11 protein-coding genes, 1 tRNA gene and 1 pseudogene are annotated in these 17,978 nt (G+C 63.0%); 4 read left to right on the top strand and 9 right to left on the bottom strand.

Annotation, left to right across the window (positions count from 1 at the left end; all coding sequences use genetic code 11):
• Window positions 1–39: 39 nt before the first annotated feature.
• A complete protein-coding gene (uvrA, locus tag H7347_RS10065; RefSeq protein WP_186337483.1) occupies window positions 40–2,892 on the bottom strand; it encodes an excinuclease ABC subunit UvrA in 2,853 nt (950 codons plus the stop codon).
• Window positions 2,893–2,984: 92 nt separating this feature from the next.
• Here uvrA and H7347_RS10070 point away from each other — a divergent pair, with 92 nt between their 5' ends.
• The 3 genes from H7347_RS10070 to H7347_RS10080 all read left to right on the top strand — a co-directional run bounded on the left by H7347_RS10070 (window position 2,985) and on the right by H7347_RS10080 (window position 6,548).
• A complete protein-coding gene (locus H7347_RS10070; RefSeq protein WP_152823382.1) occupies window positions 2,985–3,584 on the top strand; it encodes an MBL fold metallo-hydrolase in 600 nt (199 codons plus the stop codon).
• A gap of 58 nt (window positions 3,585–3,642) precedes the next feature.
• A complete protein-coding gene (locus tag H7347_RS10075; protein ID WP_152823383.1) occupies window positions 3,643–4,335 on the top strand; it encodes a DoxX family membrane protein in 693 nt (230 codons plus the stop codon).
• A 104-nt stretch (window positions 4,336–4,439) separates the two neighbouring features.
• Entirely contained in the window at window positions 4,440–6,548 is a 2,109-nt protein-coding gene (locus H7347_RS10080; protein ID WP_152823392.1) for an AAA family ATPase, read from the top strand.
• On the opposite strand, the gene H7347_RS10085 is transcribed toward H7347_RS10080, so the two are convergent.
• From H7347_RS10085 to polA, 7 genes are all read right to left on the bottom strand, one after another.
• The gene (locus H7347_RS10085) at window positions 6,545–6,988 is read right to left on the bottom strand and encodes a universal stress protein (RefSeq protein WP_152823384.1); all 444 of its coding nucleotides are present in this window, start codon (window positions 6,986–6,988) and stop codon (window positions 6,545–6,547) included. The genes H7347_RS10080 and H7347_RS10085 overlap by 4 nt on opposite strands.
• Window positions 6,989–7,026: 38 nt before the next feature.
• A complete protein-coding gene (locus tag H7347_RS10090; RefSeq protein WP_152823385.1) occupies window positions 7,027–7,476 on the bottom strand; it encodes a universal stress protein in 450 nt (149 codons plus the stop codon).
• Between the two features lie 38 nt (window positions 7,477–7,514).
• Entirely contained in the window at window positions 7,515–9,599 is a 2,085-nt protein-coding gene (uvrB, locus tag H7347_RS10095; RefSeq protein WP_152823386.1) for an excinuclease ABC subunit UvrB, read from the bottom strand.
• Between the two features lie 35 nt (window positions 9,600–9,634).
• Window positions 9,635–10,231, bottom strand: a complete 597-nt coding sequence (coaE, locus tag H7347_RS10100; RefSeq protein ID WP_152823393.1) for a dephospho-CoA kinase — start codon at window positions 10,229–10,231, stop codon at window positions 9,635–9,637.
• A gap of 3 nt (window positions 10,232–10,234) precedes the next feature.
• Window positions 10,235–12,238, bottom strand: coding sequence for a glucose PTS transporter subunit IIA (locus tag H7347_RS10105; RefSeq protein WP_152823387.1), 2,004 nt, complete (start codon window positions 12,236–12,238; stop codon window positions 10,235–10,237).
• Between the two features lie 114 nt (window positions 12,239–12,352).
• A complete protein-coding gene (gene rpsA, locus H7347_RS10110) occupies window positions 12,353–13,804 on the bottom strand; it encodes a 30S ribosomal protein S1 (protein ID WP_152823388.1) in 1,452 nt (483 codons plus the stop codon).
• Between the two features lie 210 nt (window positions 13,805–14,014).
• The gene (polA, locus tag H7347_RS10115) at window positions 14,015–16,585 is read right to left on the bottom strand and encodes a DNA polymerase I (protein WP_152823389.1); all 2,571 of its coding nucleotides are present in this window, start codon (window positions 16,583–16,585) and stop codon (window positions 14,015–14,017) included.
• Between the two features lie 81 nt (window positions 16,586–16,666).
• On the opposite strand from polA, the gene H7347_RS10120 reads away from it, so the two are divergent.
• Window positions 16,667–16,743, top strand: a tRNA-Leu gene (locus tag H7347_RS10120).
• 821 nt (window positions 16,744–17,564) lie between these two features.
• Here the strand turns inward: H7347_RS10120 and H7347_RS11040 are convergent.
• Window positions 17,565–17,824, bottom strand: a pseudogene (locus tag H7347_RS11040) (IS481 family transposase); the annotation flags it as partial.
• Between the last annotated feature and the right edge of the window lie 154 nt (window positions 17,825–17,978).

Here is a 17,978-nt window from a genome sequence, read left to right on the forward strand (position 1 = left end):
GTAGGGCCTCCCGCAGACTGGTTTCGAGGACGTCCCATCCTATCCTTGCAGCAACGGCTTGAGGAAATGCCCAGTGTGTGTACCTTTCGTCTCAGCCACCTTCTCCGGGGTTCCCTGCGCCACCACGCGCCCGCCACCATCGCCGCCCTCCGGGCCCATGTCCACGATCCAGTCCGCAGATTTGATCACGTCCAGGTTGTGCTCGATAACGATCACGGAATTGCCCTTATCCACCAGCCCTTGGATCACGAGGAGCAGCTTGCGAATGTCCTCAAAGTGCAGTCCCGTGGTGGGTTCGTCCAGGATGTACACGGTGCGACCATTGGAACGCTTTTGCAGTTCGCTGGCGAGTTTCACGCGCTGAGCCTCACCGCCGGAGAGCGTGGTGGCGGACTGCCCCAGACGCACGTATCCCAGCCCCACTTCCACGAGGGTATTGAGATAGCGATGAATCGAGCCGATGGATTCAAAAAACACCGCAGCCTCGGAGATCGGCATGTCCAAGACCTCCGCTATGTTCTTCCCCTTGTAGGTCACCTCCAGCGTCTCGCGGTTATACCTGGCCCCACCGCACGTCTCGCAGGGAACATAGACGTCGGGCAGAAAGTTCATCTCGATCTTGATGGTGCCATCGCCCTGGCACGCCTCGCAGCGCCCGCCCTTGATGTTGAAGGAGAAGCGCCCCGCCTTGTAGCCGCGCACCTTGGCCTCAGGGGTCTCGGCAAAAAGCGTGCGGATCTTATCGAAGACGCCGGTATAGGTGGCCGGATTGGATCGGGGGGTGCGCCCGATGGGCGACTGATCTACCTGCACCAGCTTGTCTAGGTGCTCCAGCCCTTCCACCCGCCGCGCGCGCCCCGGCACCTGGCGAGCCCGGTTGAGCTCGTTGGCCAATACCTTGGCCAAAATCTGATTGACCAGGGTGGATTTCCCCGAACCGGACACCCCCGTCACGCAGACCAAAAGGCCCAGCGGGATCTCCACCGTGATCCCCTTGAGGTTGTTCTCCCGGGCGCCCACTACCGTAAGCATCCGAGAGCGATCGACGGCTCGACGTTGTTGCGGCACCCCAATCACCCGACGGCCGGAAAGATAGGCCCCGGTGAGCGATTCCTCCGATTTCCACACCCCCTCGGGGGGACCCTGATAGACCACCTCCCCGCCATACTCTCCGGCCCGCGGTCCCACATCCACCAGCCAATCGGCCGTGCGGATCGTGTCCTCATCGTGTTCCACCACGATGAGGGTATTACCCAGATCGCGCAGCCGTTCCAGAGTTCCGATCAGTCTTTGGTTATCGCGCTGATGCAGACCGATGGAGGGCTCGTCGAGCACGTAGAGCACCCCAGCCAAGCCTGAACCAATCTGCGTGGCCAGGCGGATGCGCTGCGCCTCGCCTCCGGAAAGCGTCCCCGCCGAACGGTTGAGCGTGAGGTAGTTGAGGCCCACGTCGAGGAGAAAGCGCAGGCGGGCCTGGATCTCCTTGAGCACTGCGCCGGCGATCATCTCTTCGCGCTTGTCCAACACCAGGGAGTCCAGGAAGTCAAAGGCCTCCTCGATGCTGAGCTCCGTCAGGCCCGCGATGGACAGCTCTCCGGAGCGCGCGGCCAGACGCACCGCCAGAATCTCCGGGCGCAGGCGGGCACCCTTACAGGCCGGACAGGCGACCTGCCGGGTATAGGCTAAAAGGCGCTCCTTTTGGTTCTCCGTCTCCGCCTGATCCATCTTGCGCTTGAGATAACCCATGACCCCCTCAAAAGGAGCCGTCCATTGCCGCATCCGCCCGTAGCGATTTTTATACCGCACCGTGACCTCGGTGTCGGTGCCGTGAATGAGCGCCGCACGCTGTTCCTTGCTCAGGGCACAGTAGGGGTCTTTGGGATGGAAGCCCATTGCCCCCGCCAGCCCCTCCACCAGCTTCTCGAAGTACTTGTGGTTCGGGCTGGTGTGCCAGGGCTGCACCGCCTGATCCACCGGAGCCTCGGGGTCCGGAATAAGCAGATCCTCATCGATCTCGATGGTGGTGCCCAGCCCATCGCACTGCGGACAGGCGCCGAACGGGCTGTTAAAAGAAAAGGCCCGGGGCTCCAGTTCCTCTACGTGCAGGGCGTGGCCATGGGGACAGGCGAGCTTTTCTGAGAACCTGCGCACCCGGGCCGGATCGTCCTCCGGCAGGGTCACGAACTCGATGGCCACGACCCCCTCGGCCAATTCCAGGGCTGTCTCCACCGATTCCGTGAGCCGCTGCTTCTGCGCGGCCTTGACCTGGAGCCGGTCAACCACCACGTCGATATCGTGCTTGATCTGCTTTTTCAGCGTGGGCGGATCGCTCAGCGGATACACCTGTCCGTCCACTCGCACGCGGGAATAGCCCTGAGCCGCGATGTCTTCGAAAAGATCCACAAACTCCCCCTTGCGGCGGCGTACCACCGGGGCCAACACCTGGAACTTCAGTCCCTCTTCCAGGGCCAACACCTGGTCCACAATCTGTTGCGGAGTCTGACGCTCAATGGGGGCGTCGCAGGTGGGACAATGCGCCGTGCCCGCACGGGAAAACAAAAGGCGCAGATAATCGTATATTTCGGTGATCGTTCCCACCGTGGAACGCGGATTGCGATTAGTGGATTTCTGATCGATGGACACCGCTGGAGACAAGCCCTCGATGAAGTCCACGTCCGGCTTATCCATCTGGCCTAAGAACATGCGCGCGTAACTGGAGAGGGACTCGATATAGCGGCGCTGCCCCTCCGCGAAGATCGTGTCAAAGGCGAGGGAGGACTTACCGGAACCGGAAAGCCCGGTAAACACCACCATCGCCTCCCTGGGCAGATCCACGTCCACGCCCTTGAGATTGTGTTCGCGTGCACCCCGCACTACCAGGCGATCAGCCACAGCGTGTTCCATCCCTTCCACCGTTGCAGTAACAACACTCGAACATACCAACGAGACGCGCCGCCGCGCCAGCGCCAGTACCCTTGAGGAACATGAGCCAACTGCACCTCCATCAGATCTCCGTGTCCAGCATGGACAACAACTGCTATCTCCTGGCCGCCGCCGGCGAGGGGCTGCTGATTGACGCCGCCGATGACGCCCCCGCGCTGATGCTCATGGCCGAGCGCGCCGGAGTGCGCATCACCAAGGTACTCACCACCCATCGTCACCAGGACCACACCGGGGCACTGGCGGAAGTCCTCGACGCCACGGGGGCCACCCACTACGCCCCCTTCCTCGACGCCCCCGCCCTGCCGCGCCCGGCGGATATCGAGCTGCATCACGGCGACGCCATTACCCACGCCGGGCACGAACTTCCGGTTCTCATCCTGCGCGGACACACCCCGGGCGGCGCGGCCGTGGCCGCCGAGATCAGCGGGCGTACCCACCTCTTCGTCGGCGATAGCCTGTTTCCCGGCGGGTTGGGGAAAACGATGTCGGAAAGCGATTTCGTCCGACTCTACAAGGACGTCACCGCCAGGATCTTCGACGTCTACGAGGATTCCACCCTGGTACACCCCGGCCACGGAGCAGCCACCACCCTGGGCGAGGAACGCCCCCACCTGCCGGTGTGGTGGGAACGCCGCTGGTGACGGAACGCTAGACTGACTCTTTGTACCTATCACATACGAATGTAAGGAGTGACGTGCCATGATTCGTCAATTCGCCCGCCCCGCCCTGGCCTCGGTCTACATCGCCGATGGTGCTGATACCCTGGTCAACACCGCCAAGCACGTGGAGGCCACCGAGTCCGTGCTCAGCCGCACCCGTTCCCTCCTGCCGCGCAAATACGCCCGTCAGGTCCCCCAGGACCCCGAGCTGGTAGCCCGCGCCGTGGGTGGAGCCAAGATTGGTGCCGGCTCCCTGCTTGCTCTGGGTAAGCTTCCCCGCCTGGCCGCCGCCACGCTGGCCCTGCTCGCCGCGCCTACCATCGTGGGGCGCCACGCCTTCTGGGAGACCCAGGAGCCCGAGGAAAAGGCCGCACGCCGCAAGGGTTTCCTCACCGACATCGCCCTGCTCGGCGGCCTGAGCATCACCAGCCTCGACAACGGCGGCAAGCCCGGGCTGGGCCACCGCGCCTCCGAGGCGGTTAAGACCGCCACCGCCTCCGCCAACGAGGGTGGCTCCGCGCTCAAGGAATACGTGGAGGATAACAAGCAGGACTGGCTCGCCGCCGCGCGCGAGAACGCCGCCACCGCCAAGAAGAAGGCAGTCAAGGCCGCCGCCAAGGCACAGGACAAAGCCGAGGCTGCCGCGAACAGCAAGCAGGCCGCGAAACTTCAGAAGCGCGCCGCCAAGGCCCTCAAGAAAGCCCAGAAGAAGCTCAAGAACTTCGAGCTTTAAGCGCCACCCCGCACCCGGTGTACCCTTGACGGTTCCATCACCGAGCAAGGAGGACGCGCGTGCACGAAAGCGAAGAGATCCGCCGCGAACAGCAATACGTGGATATGCTGTTCGCGCGCCTCGACGCCGAGGTGTCCCAGGCCAACGAACGCCTGCGGGATATCGCACTGAATATCGACCCCGCCAACCCTAAGGCCGAGGCGCTGGTGCAGCGGGAAACGGAATACCATTCCCTCAACGCCAAGCTTGACCGGCTCAACCTCGCTCAATTGGGTTTGGTCTTTGGGCGCATCGATATCGAGGGCGAGGGGGACAATCCCATCGGTCCCGGGATGGATCGGCGCTACATCGGCCGCATGGGGCTCGATGACCGGGACGATCACTACCGCACGCTGCTCCTCGACTGGCGTGCCCCCATGGCCCGCCCCTTCTACCTGGCTACCACCGCCCACCCCGAGGGCGTGCATCTGCGCCGCCACATCCGTACCACGGGCCGCGAGGTCACCGCGATCGATGACGAACGCCTCTCCGGGCGGGGCGAACACACCACCCGCGGGGGCGTGGCCGGGGAGGCTGCGCTGCTGCACGCCATGCAACGCGCCCGCACCGGAAAAATGCGCAACATCGTGGAGACCATTCAGCGCGAGCAGGACCGCATTATCCGCGATGATACCCGCGGGGTGCTCGTAGTAGAGGGCGGCCCGGGCACCGGGAAAACCGCCGTAGCCCTGCACCGGGTGGCCTACCTGCTCTACACCTGGCGCGAGCAATTGTCCCGCACCGGCGTGCTTATTGTGGGCCCCAACCGCACCTTTTTGGACTACATCTCCCACGTGCTGCCGGAGCTAGGAGAAACCGGCGTGGTGCTCTCTACCGTCGGCGAACTCTACCCCGGTACGATCCCTACCCGTTCCGAGGACACCCTCGCGCAGGAAATTAAGGGTTCGGAGGAAATGGCCGTGATCCTTGCCGAGGCCATCAAGGATCGCCAGCGCCTCCCCACAACCACGGTGACGCTGCGGATCGACTCGCTGGCCATCAACATCACCCCGACCATGGTAAAGCGGGCCCGCACGCGGGCCCGGCGCTCCCGCCGCCCGCACAACGAAGCCCGCGCGGTCTTCCGCGAGCACTTCATCGAGCAGCTGGCCCAGGACATGGCCCGGCTCATCGGGGCCGATCCCCTGGGCGGGCACAACCTGCTCTCCCGCGCGGACGTGGACCAGCTCCACGACGACCTCGCGGAGGAACCAGAGGTGGCCCGACTCATCGACGAGTTCTGGCCCATCCTCACCCCGGAGGACGTGCTAGGCGAGCTCCTCGACTCCGCCGAAACCATCGCCCGCGTGGCCCGCGACTACGACGAGGAAACCCAGGCCGCACTCCTGCGCCCGGCACCCGGGTGGGCACCCTCCGACGCCGCACTGCTCGACGAGCTGGCCCACCTCCTCGGCACGACGCCCGCCACCGCGGATAAGGAGAACCGGCGGCAACGCATCGAGGAGGCCCAAGAGGCCCTCGACATTCTTCAGGGGTCCGCAGTGACCGATAACGACGAGGTCTTCGAGGCCGAATACCTGGGAGCCTACGATGTGATCGACGCCGAGGCACTAGCCGCCCGTCAAGAGGAGCGCGATACCCGCACCACCGCCCAACGCGCGGCCGCCGACCGACTCTGGGCCTTCGGCCACGTGATCGTGGACGAAGCCCAGGAGCTGACCCCCATGGAATGGCGCATGATCTTTCGCCGCTGTCCCTCACGGTGGATGACGCTGGTGGGCGACATCGCCCAGACCGGTTCCCCCGCGGGAGTGGATTCCTGGGTGCAGACCCTGGAACCCTACGTTGGAACCCGATTCCGCCACCACCGCCTGAGCGTCAATTATCGGACCCCGGCAGAAATCATGGAGGTAGCCGCCGCGATCCTGCGGCGGATCGATCCCGAGGCCACCCCGGACACGGCGATCCGAGAATCCGGTTTCCCTATCCGGCGTGTCTCCGAGGTTCCCGCACCGCCCGCGGATGGCCGTTCCTGGACGGTGGTCCGCGCCGAGAACGTCGCGGAGATCAAGGGCCTGGAGTACGACCACGTGGTGGTGGTTGATCCCCAGGCCATCGTCGCCGCCTCTCCCCAAGGCTGGCAGAACCTCTATGTGGCGGTCACCCGTGCTACTCAGACGCTCACCATCGTAGGGCCAGACCCCACGGACTAGCTCACGGTGTGCACGATCATCACGTCGCAGTCGGACTGGCGGGCCACGTCCGCCGGCACGGAGCCCAACAGGCGGCCGGTGAGCGAGTTGATCCCACGGTTGCCCACGATGAGCAGGTCAGCCTGGTGCTCGTTGACGATCTCCATGAGCGCCTGCACGGGAGTGCCGCGGCGAATGGCCGTTTCCACCTTCTGCGCCCCCGTCTCGCGGGCGTAGGCGGCGGCCGCATCCAGATTCCTCTGAGCCGGATCGTCACCCAGGATGGTCACGGAATCTTGGCGCAGCGTTTGTGAGGCTTCTTCCTTGTTCTCGTAGTAGGCGCAGCCGATGATCAGCGTGGCGTCGAAGGCCGCCGCGATCTTGGCCGCACGCTCCACCGCCAGCATGGAGGACTTGGAACCATCCGTTCCCACGACGATCTTCTGGTAATTCTCGCTCATGAACCTTCCCTCACGTTCGATGTCACTCGGGGTCTAGCCTACGCCTGCTCGGTGTTGACGATCATCACGTCCACCGGAGACTTTCGCGCCACGCCCGTGGGGATATTGCCAAAGATGCGACCAGAAAGACTGTGCATGCCTTTGTTGCCCAGCACGAGCAGATCCGCGTCCTTCTCCTTGGCCGCCTCAGTAAGCGCCACGATGGGTGCCCCGGAGGTCTTATACAACTCGATGTCCGTGGCGCCCTCGTCCCGGGCCACGGCGCGCGCCTCCTCCAGATACTCGTCCGCCCGCTGCTCGCTGACCACGGGCACCGAGGTCGCCTCCGAGCCAGGCGAGTTCAAAACCGAGCCGGAGGCCTCGTAATAGGCGCAAATGAGAACCAATTTTGCCTCATACACGCGGGCCAGGCTGGCAGCCTTACGCACGGCCACGAGGGCGGTATCAGAGCCATCCGTGCCCGCCGCCACAGTAGTATAACTAACCATGCTGTTTCACTCACATCCTTACACAAGACTCACGGAGATCATATTCCCATTTCCTTGATACCACGCAGCTCCTTTTTCAGGTCAGCAATCTCGTCGCGCAGCCGCCCCGCCAGCTCAAACTTCAGCTCGCGGGCCGCCGCCCCCATCTGCGCGGTGAGATCGTCGATGAGCTTTTGTACCTCCGCGGCCGGCATGTCCTTGGCCCGGGGACGATCCACCGTGGCCGCCGAGCCGCCGTCTCCTTCTTCCCTCTCGTAAACCTGATCCAAGATGTCCGCGATCTTCTTGCGTAAAGGCTGCGGGTCGATACCATGTTCCTCGTTATAGGCGATCTGCTTGGCCCTGCGGCGCTCCGTCTCGTCGAGGGCATATTGCATGGAGTCCGTCACGGAGTCGGCGTACATGATCACTGCCCCGGAGACGTTACGGGCGGCGCGGCCTATGGTCTGAATCAGGGAACGCTCGGAGCGCAGGAAGCCCTCCTTATCCGCATCCAGGATGGCCACCAGGGACACTTCTGGGAGGTCGAGTCCCTCGCGCAGGAGATTGATGCCCACCAAAACGTCGTATTCCCCAAGGCGCAATTGTCGCAACAATTCCACGCGCTGCAAAGTATCGATATCGGAATGAAGGTACCGAACTCGGATGCCATTTTCCAGGAAGTAATCGGTGAGATCCTCGGCCATCTTCTTGGTCAACGTGGTCACCAGCACGCGCTCGTCCTTGCCGGTGCGCACGCGGATCTCCTCCATGAGGTCATCGATCTGTCCTCTGGTGGGGCGCACGTCCACCGTGGGATCCACCAGACCCGTGGGACGAATGACCTGCTCCACGAATTCCCCGCCGGAGGCGGCCATCTCGTAATCCCCGGGGGTAGCCGACAGGTACACCGTCTGCCCCACCCGATCCTCGAACTCATCGAAGGTAAGGGGACGGTTATCCACCGCCGAGGGCAGACGGAAACCAAACTCCACGAGATTGCGCTTGCGCGACATATCGCCCTCGTACATGCCACCAATCTGGGGCACGGTCACATGCGACTCATCGATAATCGTGAGAAAATCCTCCGGGAAATAATCGATGAGGGTAGCCGGGGCGGAGCCGGCCGCCCTGCCGTCGATGTGGCGCGAATAGTTCTCAATGCCGGAGCAAAAACCCATCTGTTCGATCATTTCCAGGTCGTACTCCGTGCGCATCCGTAGCCGCTGGGCCTCCAGAAGCTTGCCTCGGTTTTCCAGATCCGCCAGGCGCTCCGAAAGCTCGATCTTGATCTCGGAGACGGCCTTGTTCATGCGTTCCGGACCGGCCACGTAGTGTGTGGCCGGAAAGATTCGCAGCTGGTCCACCTTGCGGATCTCCTCCCCCGTGACCGGGTGGATGTAATAGAGGGCGTCCACCTCGTCGCCGAAGAACTCCACCCGCACCGCCACTTCCTCGTAGGCCGGGATGATATCCACGGTGTCACCCTTAACGCGAAAGGAACCCCGCGCCAGCGCCACGTCATTACGGTCGTATTGAATATCCACTAGCAGACGCAAAAAACGATCCCGCTCGATCTCCTCGCCCACCTTGAGCACGGCGGAGCGATCCAAATACGACTGCGGGGTACCCAGGCCGTAAATGCAGGAGACGGAGGAGACCACCACCACGTCGCGGCGCGAGAGCAGCGAGGAGGTTGCCCGGTGACGCAAACGCTCCACGTCCTCGTTGATGGAGGAATCTTTTTCGATATACGTATCCGTCTGCGCGATGTACGCCTCCGGCTGATAATAGTCGTAATAACTGACGAAGTATTCCACCGCGTTATTGGGCAATAATTGGCGCAGCTCGTTGGCCAGCTGCGCGGCCAACGTCTTATTCGGCGCCATCACCAACGTGGGACGCTGCTGCTTTTCGATGAGCCACGCCGCCGTGGCGGACTTTCCCGTACCCGTGGCCCCCATCAGCACCACGTCGCGCTCCCCTCTGCGCAACCGCTCATCGAGCTCCTTGATCGCGGCGGGCTGATCGCCCGCGGGCGCGTACTCGGATACCACCTCGAAAGGGCGATCGGAACGCTCGATATCCCCCACGGGGCGGAACTCGGCGTGGGAAAGGACGGGATGCTCAGCAGCGAAAGCCATGACCACGATGGTACCGGCACGCCACGGCAGAGGGGCTAGGTCAGAGGCCTCAGCCGTCGCACCAGGGCCATCACCTGTTCCTCGAGTCGTTCTGAGGAGCCGTTGTTATCGATGAGCACGTCGGCGGCGGCACGGCGGGCGGCGTCGTCTATCTGCGCCGCCATCCGGCGGCGCGCGTCCTGCGCGCTCATCCCGCGGCCCACCAGGCGCGTCACCCTCGTCTCCGGGTCGGCGTCCACCACCACGGTCAGATCCATGCCCCGATGCAGGCCCTTCTCCACCAGCAGCGGCATATCGTAGATCGCCACCGTCGCACCGGCGGCCTCCACCGCGGCAAAACGACGCGCGGTTTCGGCCTCGATGCGCGGGTGCATGATCGAGTTGAGCAGCTCGGTGTGCCGGGCGTCGGCAAAGGCGCGCTCGGCCAGGGCCGCACGATCCAGGCAGCCATCCGGGCGCAAAATCTCCGGGCCGAAGGCCCGCGCCAGCTCCTCCAGGGCGGACTGACCCGGCTCGACTATCTCGCGCGCGAGGAGATCGGCGTCCACCACGGGGAAGCCGACTCGGGCCAGCAGCGCGGCCACCGTGGATTTACCGCTGCCAATGCCGCCGGTGAGTCCCACCTTCCGCATCACCTAGACCGCCTCGGGTTCCTTGGCCGCCACTGCGATCAGCTTCACCCCGGGGGCAACGTCCCCTGAGGTGCGCAGCGGTGCTACCGAGCCGAACTTCTTGTGGTTAGTCACCAGCACCGGGGTGATCGGACTATAGCCCGCGGCCTCGATGACCGCCCGGTCAAAGCGCACGAGCGGCTGACCCGCCGCGACCCGATCCCCCTTGGCCACGAGCAGCTCGAAGCCCTTGCCCTCCATGTTCACGGTATCCACGCCGATGTGCACAAGCAGCTGCACGCCACCATCGAGCTTCAGGCCGATCGCGTGGCCCGTGGGGAAGGCGGCTATCACCTTCGCCTCCGCGGGTGCCACGACCGTATCCCCCGTGGGATCGATCGCCACGCCGTGGCCCACCGCCCCGGCGGCCAAGGCGGCGTCCGGAACCTCGCTCAGGGGCAACACGTGCCCCACCAGCGGCGCGGTGATACTCACTGACCTCGCCGGGGTGGCGGCAGCGATCCGCTCTTCCTCCGCCAGGTTCGCCGCGTCGCGTTCCGCGGCGATCTGGGCGCGCATCTCCTCGCGCTCCTGCTTGGTGCGATAATCCAGGGCCAGGGTGAGCAGCAGCGAGGTGCCAAAGGCCGCGCCAATACCCAGCGTGTATCCCAACCAGGGATCCATCGCGGTAATGGTGAGCACGGAGGTAAACACGAAGGCGTAGGCCTTGACGTCGAAGATTCCCACGATGATCCCGCCCACGAGGCAACCCGGCAGCAGGCGCCAGTAGGACTTGCGGAAGCGTAGCAAGACGCCGTACAGGCTCGGTTCCGAGATGCCGCCGAGCAGGCCGGCAAACATACCGCCGGCCGCAACCTGGCGCATGGGCTTATTGCGCTCCTTGAGGGAAAGGATCAACACCCCGGTAATCACGCCAAAGCAAGCAAAGTTCCAGGCCCCCATGGGGCCCTGGATGAAGTCGTAGCCCAGGGTGTTGAGATTGACGATCATGATCGCGTTGAGCGGCCAGTGCAGACCGAGCGGCACCAGGAAGGGATATAGCAGCGGGATCACCACCGCCAGGATGAACGGGGAGAGATCGTTGAGCCAAAACAGCCCCTGCGCGATCGCGTTACCCAGGCCGATGCCCACGGGGCCCATAACGAAGGCCGTGGCGGGAATGAGGATCAGTAGGCAGAGGAAAGGCACAAAGACCATCTGGACTGCGGCCGGGATGATCTTCTTCAGGCCCTTTTCCACGAAGAACAACGCGATGGCCGCCAGCAGGGGCGGGAATACCTGGCCACCATAATCCTGGATGGTCATGGGTAGACCAAACACGTCCACCTGATATTGCACGGCCCCCTCGACCGAGGTGGGGATCTCTCGGGCCACATCCTTCAAACCCATGAACTCCGGAGTGAGCAGGGCCGCGGGGATTGCCGCGCCCACCCACTCGTTGGCGCCCAGCTTCCGCGCCGCCGTGGCCCCCACCATGATCGGCAGGAAATAGAACACCGAACGCCACATGGCGTGCAGGAACTGATACGTGGGCGGCTGCTCGCTCATGGGGGCGCGGAAGTCCTGCCAACCCAGGGCGTTATCGGCCAGCACGAGCATCGTGATGATCAGCGAGGCACCGAGCAGGGCCCATAAGACGGGGCGAAACGTGTCTGATAGGAACTCGAAGCAATAATCGATCCACGAATATTTGCCACGTACTCCCCCGTAGTCCTTCTTCCCTGGTTTTTTATCCGCTTCGCTCAGGGTGGCCATCGCGGGATCGCGCATGATCTCCGCGTAGTAGTCTGCCACCCCTCCCCCCATAATCACCTGAAGGCCGGTGCTTCCCTGCTTGACTACTCCGAGCACGGCCGGGTCTTTCTCCAGGGCCGCCACGTCCACCCGGCTTTGATCCTGGAGCTGGAAGCGCAGGCGCGTGGCGCAGTGAGTAAGAGACGAGACGTTCGCGGCACCACCGATTTCCCTGATGATGTGCTGGGACGTCGTCGCCGTGGAAGAGGACATAAGGCGTTCACCTTTCCGCAAAACGACACAAATATGCCCTCATCATAGAACGCCCGATCGAGACCATGAAAAACCGCCCGGCGGTCAACCGGGCGGTCATGCGGTAGCTACAGACTAGTTACCGGCCAGCTTCTCGCGCAGCGCGGCGAGCTGCTCATCGGAAGCCAGGGAGCCAGCCTCGGCGTCCTGGGATGCCGGAGCCGCATCCTGGGACTCGGAGGAGTAATTGGTGGCGTCCTGCTCGGCGGCCTCCGCGGCAGCAGCGCGGTGGCGTTCGATCTGCGCGGAGTGCAGCTGGAAGCGGCGCTCGGACTCGGCGTAGCGGGCCTCCCAGGCCTGACGCTGCTCGTCGTAGCCCTCAAGCCACTCGTTGGTCTCCGGGTCGAAGCCCTCCGGGAAGATGTAGTTGCCCTGCTCATCGTAGGAGTCGGCCATCCCGTACTTCGAGGGATCGAAGTCCTCGGTGAAGTCCTCATCCGCCTGCTTGAGCGAGAGGGAGATGCGGCGACGCTCCAGGTCGATATCGATGACCTTGACCATCGCCTCCTCGCCCACATTGACCACCTGATCGGGCACGTCGACGTGGCGCTGGGCCAACTCGGAGATGTGCACCAGGCCCTCGATGCCCTCATCCACACGGACAAAGGCACCGAACGGCACGAGCTTGGTGACCTTGCCGGGGACGATCTGGCCCACGGCGTGGGTGCGAGCAAACACGCGCCACGGATCTTCCTGCGTGGCCTTCAGGGAGAGGGACACGCGCTCGCGATCGAGATCCACGTCGAGCACCTCGACGGTGACCTCATCGCCCACCGTGACGACCTCGGACGGGTGATCGATGTGCTTCCAGGACAGCTCGGAGACGTGCACCAGACCGTCCACGCCACCCAGATCCACGAAGGCACCGAAATTGACGATGGAGGACACCACGCCCTTGCGCACCTGTCCCTTCTGGAGCTGGTGCAGGAACTCGGAGCGCACCTCGGACTGGGTCTGCTCCAGCCAGGCACGGCGGGAAAGCACCACGTTGTTGCGGTGCTTGTCCAGCTCGATGATCTTGGCCTCGATCTCGCTGCCGATGTAGGGCTCCAGGTCGCGCACACGGCGCATCTCCACCAGGGAGGCGGGCAGGAAGCCGCGCAGGCCGATGTCCAGGATGAGGCCGCCCTTGACGACCTCGATGACGGTACCGGTGACCGGCTCGTCGTTCTCCTTGAGCTGCTCGATGGTGCCCCAGGCGCGCTCGTACTGGGCGCGCTTCTTGGACAGAATCAGGCGGCCTTCCTTGTCCTCCTTGGTGAGAACCAGGGCATCGATCTCGTCGCCGATCTGCACGACCTCATCGGGATCGACGTCGTGCTTGATGGACAGCTCGCGCGAGGGAATAACGCCCTCGGTCTTGTATCCGATGTCAAGCAGGACCTCATCGTGATCGACCTTCACCACGGTGCCTTCGACGATGTCGCCATCGTTGAAGTACTTGATGGTCTGATCGACCGCGGCGAGGAAATCCTCAGCGGAGCCAATGTCGTTGATGGCTACCTGAGGGACGTTGGTGTTGGGCATATGTTCTTGTGCTCCGAAATAGAGATAGGAAATAGAAAGCGGACAGGTGCGCGCATCTCTCATGCGATGCGGGAAAACCGCTGCGCATGATCCCGTTTCCCGCGCATCCCCACCCTCCTATCACGATGAGGATACGCCAGAACTTAGATACGCCACCACGAGTTTAGCGCTATAGCACAGGACACGCAAGCATCGCCAGTACGAGCGGGTTCAGTGCGCCGCCTCCTCCCAATTGTGGCCCACACCCACCGATACTTCCAGCGGAACGCGCAGGCTGATCGCCCGGCCCATCTCGTGCTCCACGATCTCGCGCACGCCATCCAGCTCCCCCGGCGCAACCTCCACCACCAACTCGTCGTGCACCTGCAACAGCACGCGGGAGGCCACGCCCGCATCCACCAGAGCCCGATCCACCCGAATCATGGCCACCTTAATGATGTCCGCCGCCGTGCCCTGGATGGGGGCGTTCAGCGCGGCACGCTCCGCATTTTCCCGCGCCACGCGGTTGGTGGAGGACAACTCCGGCAGGTACCGACGCCGCCCAAAAAGCGTAGAAGTATATCCATCGCGGCGGGCCCGTTCCACCACCTCGTCGAGGTAGCTCTTCACCCCGCCGAAGCGCTCGAAATAGGCCTCCATGATCCGCTTGGCCTCGCCTGCGGGAATGCCAAGCTGCTGCGAGAGGCCGTAGGCCGACAAACCATAGACCAGGCCATAGGACATCGCCTTGACCCGGCGGCGAAGCTCCGGCGTCACCCCATCGATAGGCACGTCAAAAACCTTCGAGCCCACGTAATTATGCAGATCCTCCCCCTTGCTGTAGGCCTCGATCAGGCCGGGATCCTGGGAGAGGTGCGCCATCACGCGCATCTCAATCTGGGAATAGTCCGCCGTGAGCAGCGTCTCGTAGCCCTCGCCCACCCGGAACGCCGAGCGAATGCGCCGCCCGGCGTCCGTGCGTACCGGAATATTCTGCAGATTCGGCTCGGTGGAACTGAGTCGGCCCGTCGAGGCAACCGTTTGATTAAAGGTGGTATGAATCCGCCCATCTGGCCCCACCGCTTTAATCAGGCCATCCAGGGTGGTCTTCAGCTTCTGATATTCGCGGTGCGCCAGCAGATGATCCAAAAACGGGTGCGGATGATTGACCGCGAGCTGCTCAATCTCCTTTGCCGCCGTGGAATAACCAGTCTTGGTCTTCTTGGTCTTGGGCAGGCCCAGGGTGTCAAAAAGCACCACCTGCAACTGCTTGGGGCTCGACAGATTCAGCTCGGGATCGCCCGCCAACGCCCGCGCGGCGGCCACCTCCTCATCCACCTGCTCAACAAACGCCTCGCGCTGCTCGTCAAGGGTGGCGCGATCGACCGCCACCCCCGCGCGCTCCATGCGCTCCAGAATGCCGGCGAGCGGAACCTCCAGATCCGCGTAGAGCTCGTAACCCTGAATCTCCTGCAACTCCTCCGCCAGAAGGGCCGACAATTCCAACACCGCCACCGCGGCGTTCACCGCCCCCTCCTCCAGGCTGCGCTTGGCGTGCCGCTGGTAGATCTCATCAAGCTCGTAGGTGCGCTGCCCCGGACGCAGCAGATAGGCCGCGATGAGGGTATCGTGTTCGACCCCCCTTAGCGTAAAGCCGCGCTCGCGCAGGCGCCGAGCCACCTCCTTGGCCCCGTGAAGATACTTGGCGGCACCCGAATCCAGCCACCGCGCCACCTCCCCCTCCTGCTGCGGGGAGAGTTCCGCGAGATCAATGAGCACCGCCTCATACTCCGGACTCACGCAGGCCAGCTTTTCCTCGCCGTCGAGAGCCAGGGCCACCCCGGAGCGACCGCGCAACCACTCCACCCCCTGCTCGACGAAGGTGACCTGCGGGGTATCGTCGCTCGGCACCGGCTCGTTTCCCTCGGTGGGCAGGGCATCGAGCACCCGGCCGCGCAGCTGCGCGCCAAACTCCAGCTCGTCAAAGGCCTCCGCGGCGCGCGCCACGTTCACCGGGCGCAGGGCAAGTTTCTCCACTGTGACGTCCAGGGAAACGTCGCGCACCATCTGTGTTAATTCCCGATTCATGCGCACCTGATCGAGGCGCTCGCGGAAGTTATTGCCCGCCTTGCCCTTGATCTCCTCCGCGTGCTCCAGCAAGTTAGACAAAGTGCCATACTCGCGTATCCACTTCTGCGCCGTCTTTTCCCCCACCCCGGGAATATTGGGAAGGTTATCCGAGGGATCGCCGCGCAGGGCCGCAAAATCCGGATATTGCTCCGGGGTAAGACCGTATTTCTCCTCGATCGCCCGGGGCGTAAAGCGATCCAACTCCGAAACCCCCTTGCGCGGATACAGCACCGTCACCGAATCCGTGACCAACTGGTAATAGTCGCGATCCCCCGTGACGATGCGAGTATCGAAGCCCTCCGGGGTGGCCGTGACCAGAGTGGCGATGATGTCATCCGCCTCGTAATTCTCCTTGGTCATGGTCACGATCCCCAGAGTATTGAGCACCTTCTGAATCAAGGCCACCTGCCCCCGAAACGCCTCCGGGGCAGACTCGCGCTGCGCCTTATACTCCGGGAACATCTCCGTGCGGAACGTCGAGCGTCCCACGTCAAACGCCACGCCCAGATGCGTGGGTCGCTCCTCCTTGACCAGGTTCGCCAGCATGGACAAAAAGCCGTACACCGCGTTGGTGTGCTGGCCGCCCGCGGTGGAGAACTTCTCCACCGGCAGGGCATAGAAGGCACGGAAGGCCATCGAGTGGCCGTCGATCAGCAACAGGCGTTGAGACATGCCCACGAGTCTAGAGGGCGGGCGCGACGGCGGGCGATTTCCGCTGCCCGGGTGCCGTGGGATAGACTGTCCGACGAGCGCGCCCCCGTAGCCCAATTGGCAGAGGCAACGGATTCAAAACCCGTTCAGTGTGAGTTCGAGTCTCACCGGGGGCACCATCATCACTCACGGTCAGCGCGTTTTCTCCATCATCGTCGTTCTTATCGGCTCCGCTGCCGCCTTGAGTTTTCGCTGTGGATGTGATCCGAGGCCCCCAAGATCATTTTCCGTGGCATGCCCTACCTGGGCGTGCATCGTAAAAACCAGATTTCCTTCCGTCATCATCGTTGTGATAGCGAAATAGCGCTAGCGAAGAAGATACATCAGTCCCAGGATATAGCCGCACGCGCTTCTTTGAATTCGCTAAGCTCTCGCATTCCCCTTCTATCACCGTTCCCGGCTTATCAACAACATCGAAGTGATGCTGGTGGGCTCATTTGAGGGATACGTACGCGGATGCCGCCCCCAACGGCGATCCGTCCAGGAAAAACTCCGCTGTTAGACTCCATTATCGCGGTTGAGGACAACACGAACGACGTACCCGCGGAACCCCTTAGGCGTAGTTTACAGGCGGCATCAACCAACCGGGATGCACATCCCCCAACCCGCACCAGTCCTTCACCACCGCTCACAGCCCCTTTTAAGGCTTTATACCTCACAGATCCCCACGTTGCTGCCAGTACCGGAATCTCCCCCGTATCGACACGGTCAGCCTACCTCTTGACGATACCATGCAGCACCCGCACGTGTGCTGCGTAGACCGCCTATCCGAGCACGGAGGGGATACCTAGCCGTGATGTCAGTCAGGTTGTCCATTCTTGTGATCGGTGGTTGCCTCCCGATCATGGAATGGCCCAATGATAATTGTCGAAACGAAACCGCCACGGCAAAACGAGCGGCCCTGAAGGATAAAATTTCTTAAAAGACCCCTCAACCAAAATAAAGGGAAACCGCTCAACCTTCCCCGTAGTCTGAGGACGGTAAGGGTCGGTACGTGTGTGACTAACACCAAGCTCAGCGCAGATACCTAGCCATAGATGAAATCAATAGCAACCACCATTATCAGTGAGAACCCGCACCACTATGACCCCTCGCTCGCAAACCAGGCCACCGCGTTAGGCAGCACAACAACAGCGGTGTCTTTACCTCATCATCACGGGCCTCAACATACGCTACGCGGAAATAATCATCTATCACGGTAGCAGATAACACGTCCCCATCAGGGTTTGAGGTTGCCCTCGTTTAGTGGACACCCGATTAGTACGGATCCTGTGCCCGTAGGAGAAGATGTTCATTGTGAGTGGGCAACAAAGAAAGAGCTACACTCCGGAGTTCCGGAGGGAGGCAGCTCGTC

Origin of the sequence: Corynebacterium sp. zg-331, assembly GCF_014267345.1 — a bacterium.
Taxonomy (GTDB): Bacteria; Actinomycetota; Actinomycetes; order Mycobacteriales; family Mycobacteriaceae; genus Corynebacterium.

Bases quoted from the DNA above. Each gene is read 5' to 3' on its own strand.
- H7347_RS10070 (WP_152823382.1), top strand. From the start codon at position 2,985: ATGAGCCAACTGCACCTCCATCAGATCTCCGTGTCCAGCATGGACAAC.
- H7347_RS10075 (WP_152823383.1), top strand. From the start codon at position 3,643: ATGATTCGTCAATTCGCCCGCCCCGCCCTGGCCTCGGTCTACATCGCC.
- H7347_RS10080 (WP_152823392.1), top strand. From the start codon at position 4,440: ATGCTGTTCGCGCGCCTCGACGCCGAGGTGTCCCAGGCCAACGAACGC.
- H7347_RS10085 (WP_152823384.1), bottom strand. From the start codon at position 6,988: ATGAGCGAGAATTACCAGAAGATCGTCGTGGGAACGGATGGTTCCAAG.
- H7347_RS10090 (WP_152823385.1), bottom strand. From the start codon at position 7,476: ATGGTTAGTTATACTACTGTGGCGGCGGGCACGGATGGCTCTGATACC.
- uvrB (WP_152823386.1), bottom strand. From the start codon at position 9,599: ATGGCTTTCGCTGCTGAGCATCCCGTCCTTTCCCACGCCGAGTTCCGC.
- coaE (WP_152823393.1), bottom strand. From the start codon at position 10,231: ATGCGGAAGGTGGGACTCACCGGCGGCATTGGCAGCGGTAAATCCACG.
- H7347_RS10105 (WP_152823387.1), bottom strand. From the start codon at position 12,238: ATGTCCTCTTCCACGGCGACGACGTCCCAGCACATCATCAGGGAAATC.
- rpsA (WP_152823388.1), bottom strand. From the start codon at position 13,804: ATGCCCAACACCAACGTCCCTCAGGTAGCCATCAACGACATTGGCTCC.
- polA (WP_152823389.1), bottom strand. From the start codon at position 16,585: ATGTCTCAACGCCTGTTGCTGATCGACGGCCACTCGATGGCCTTCCGT.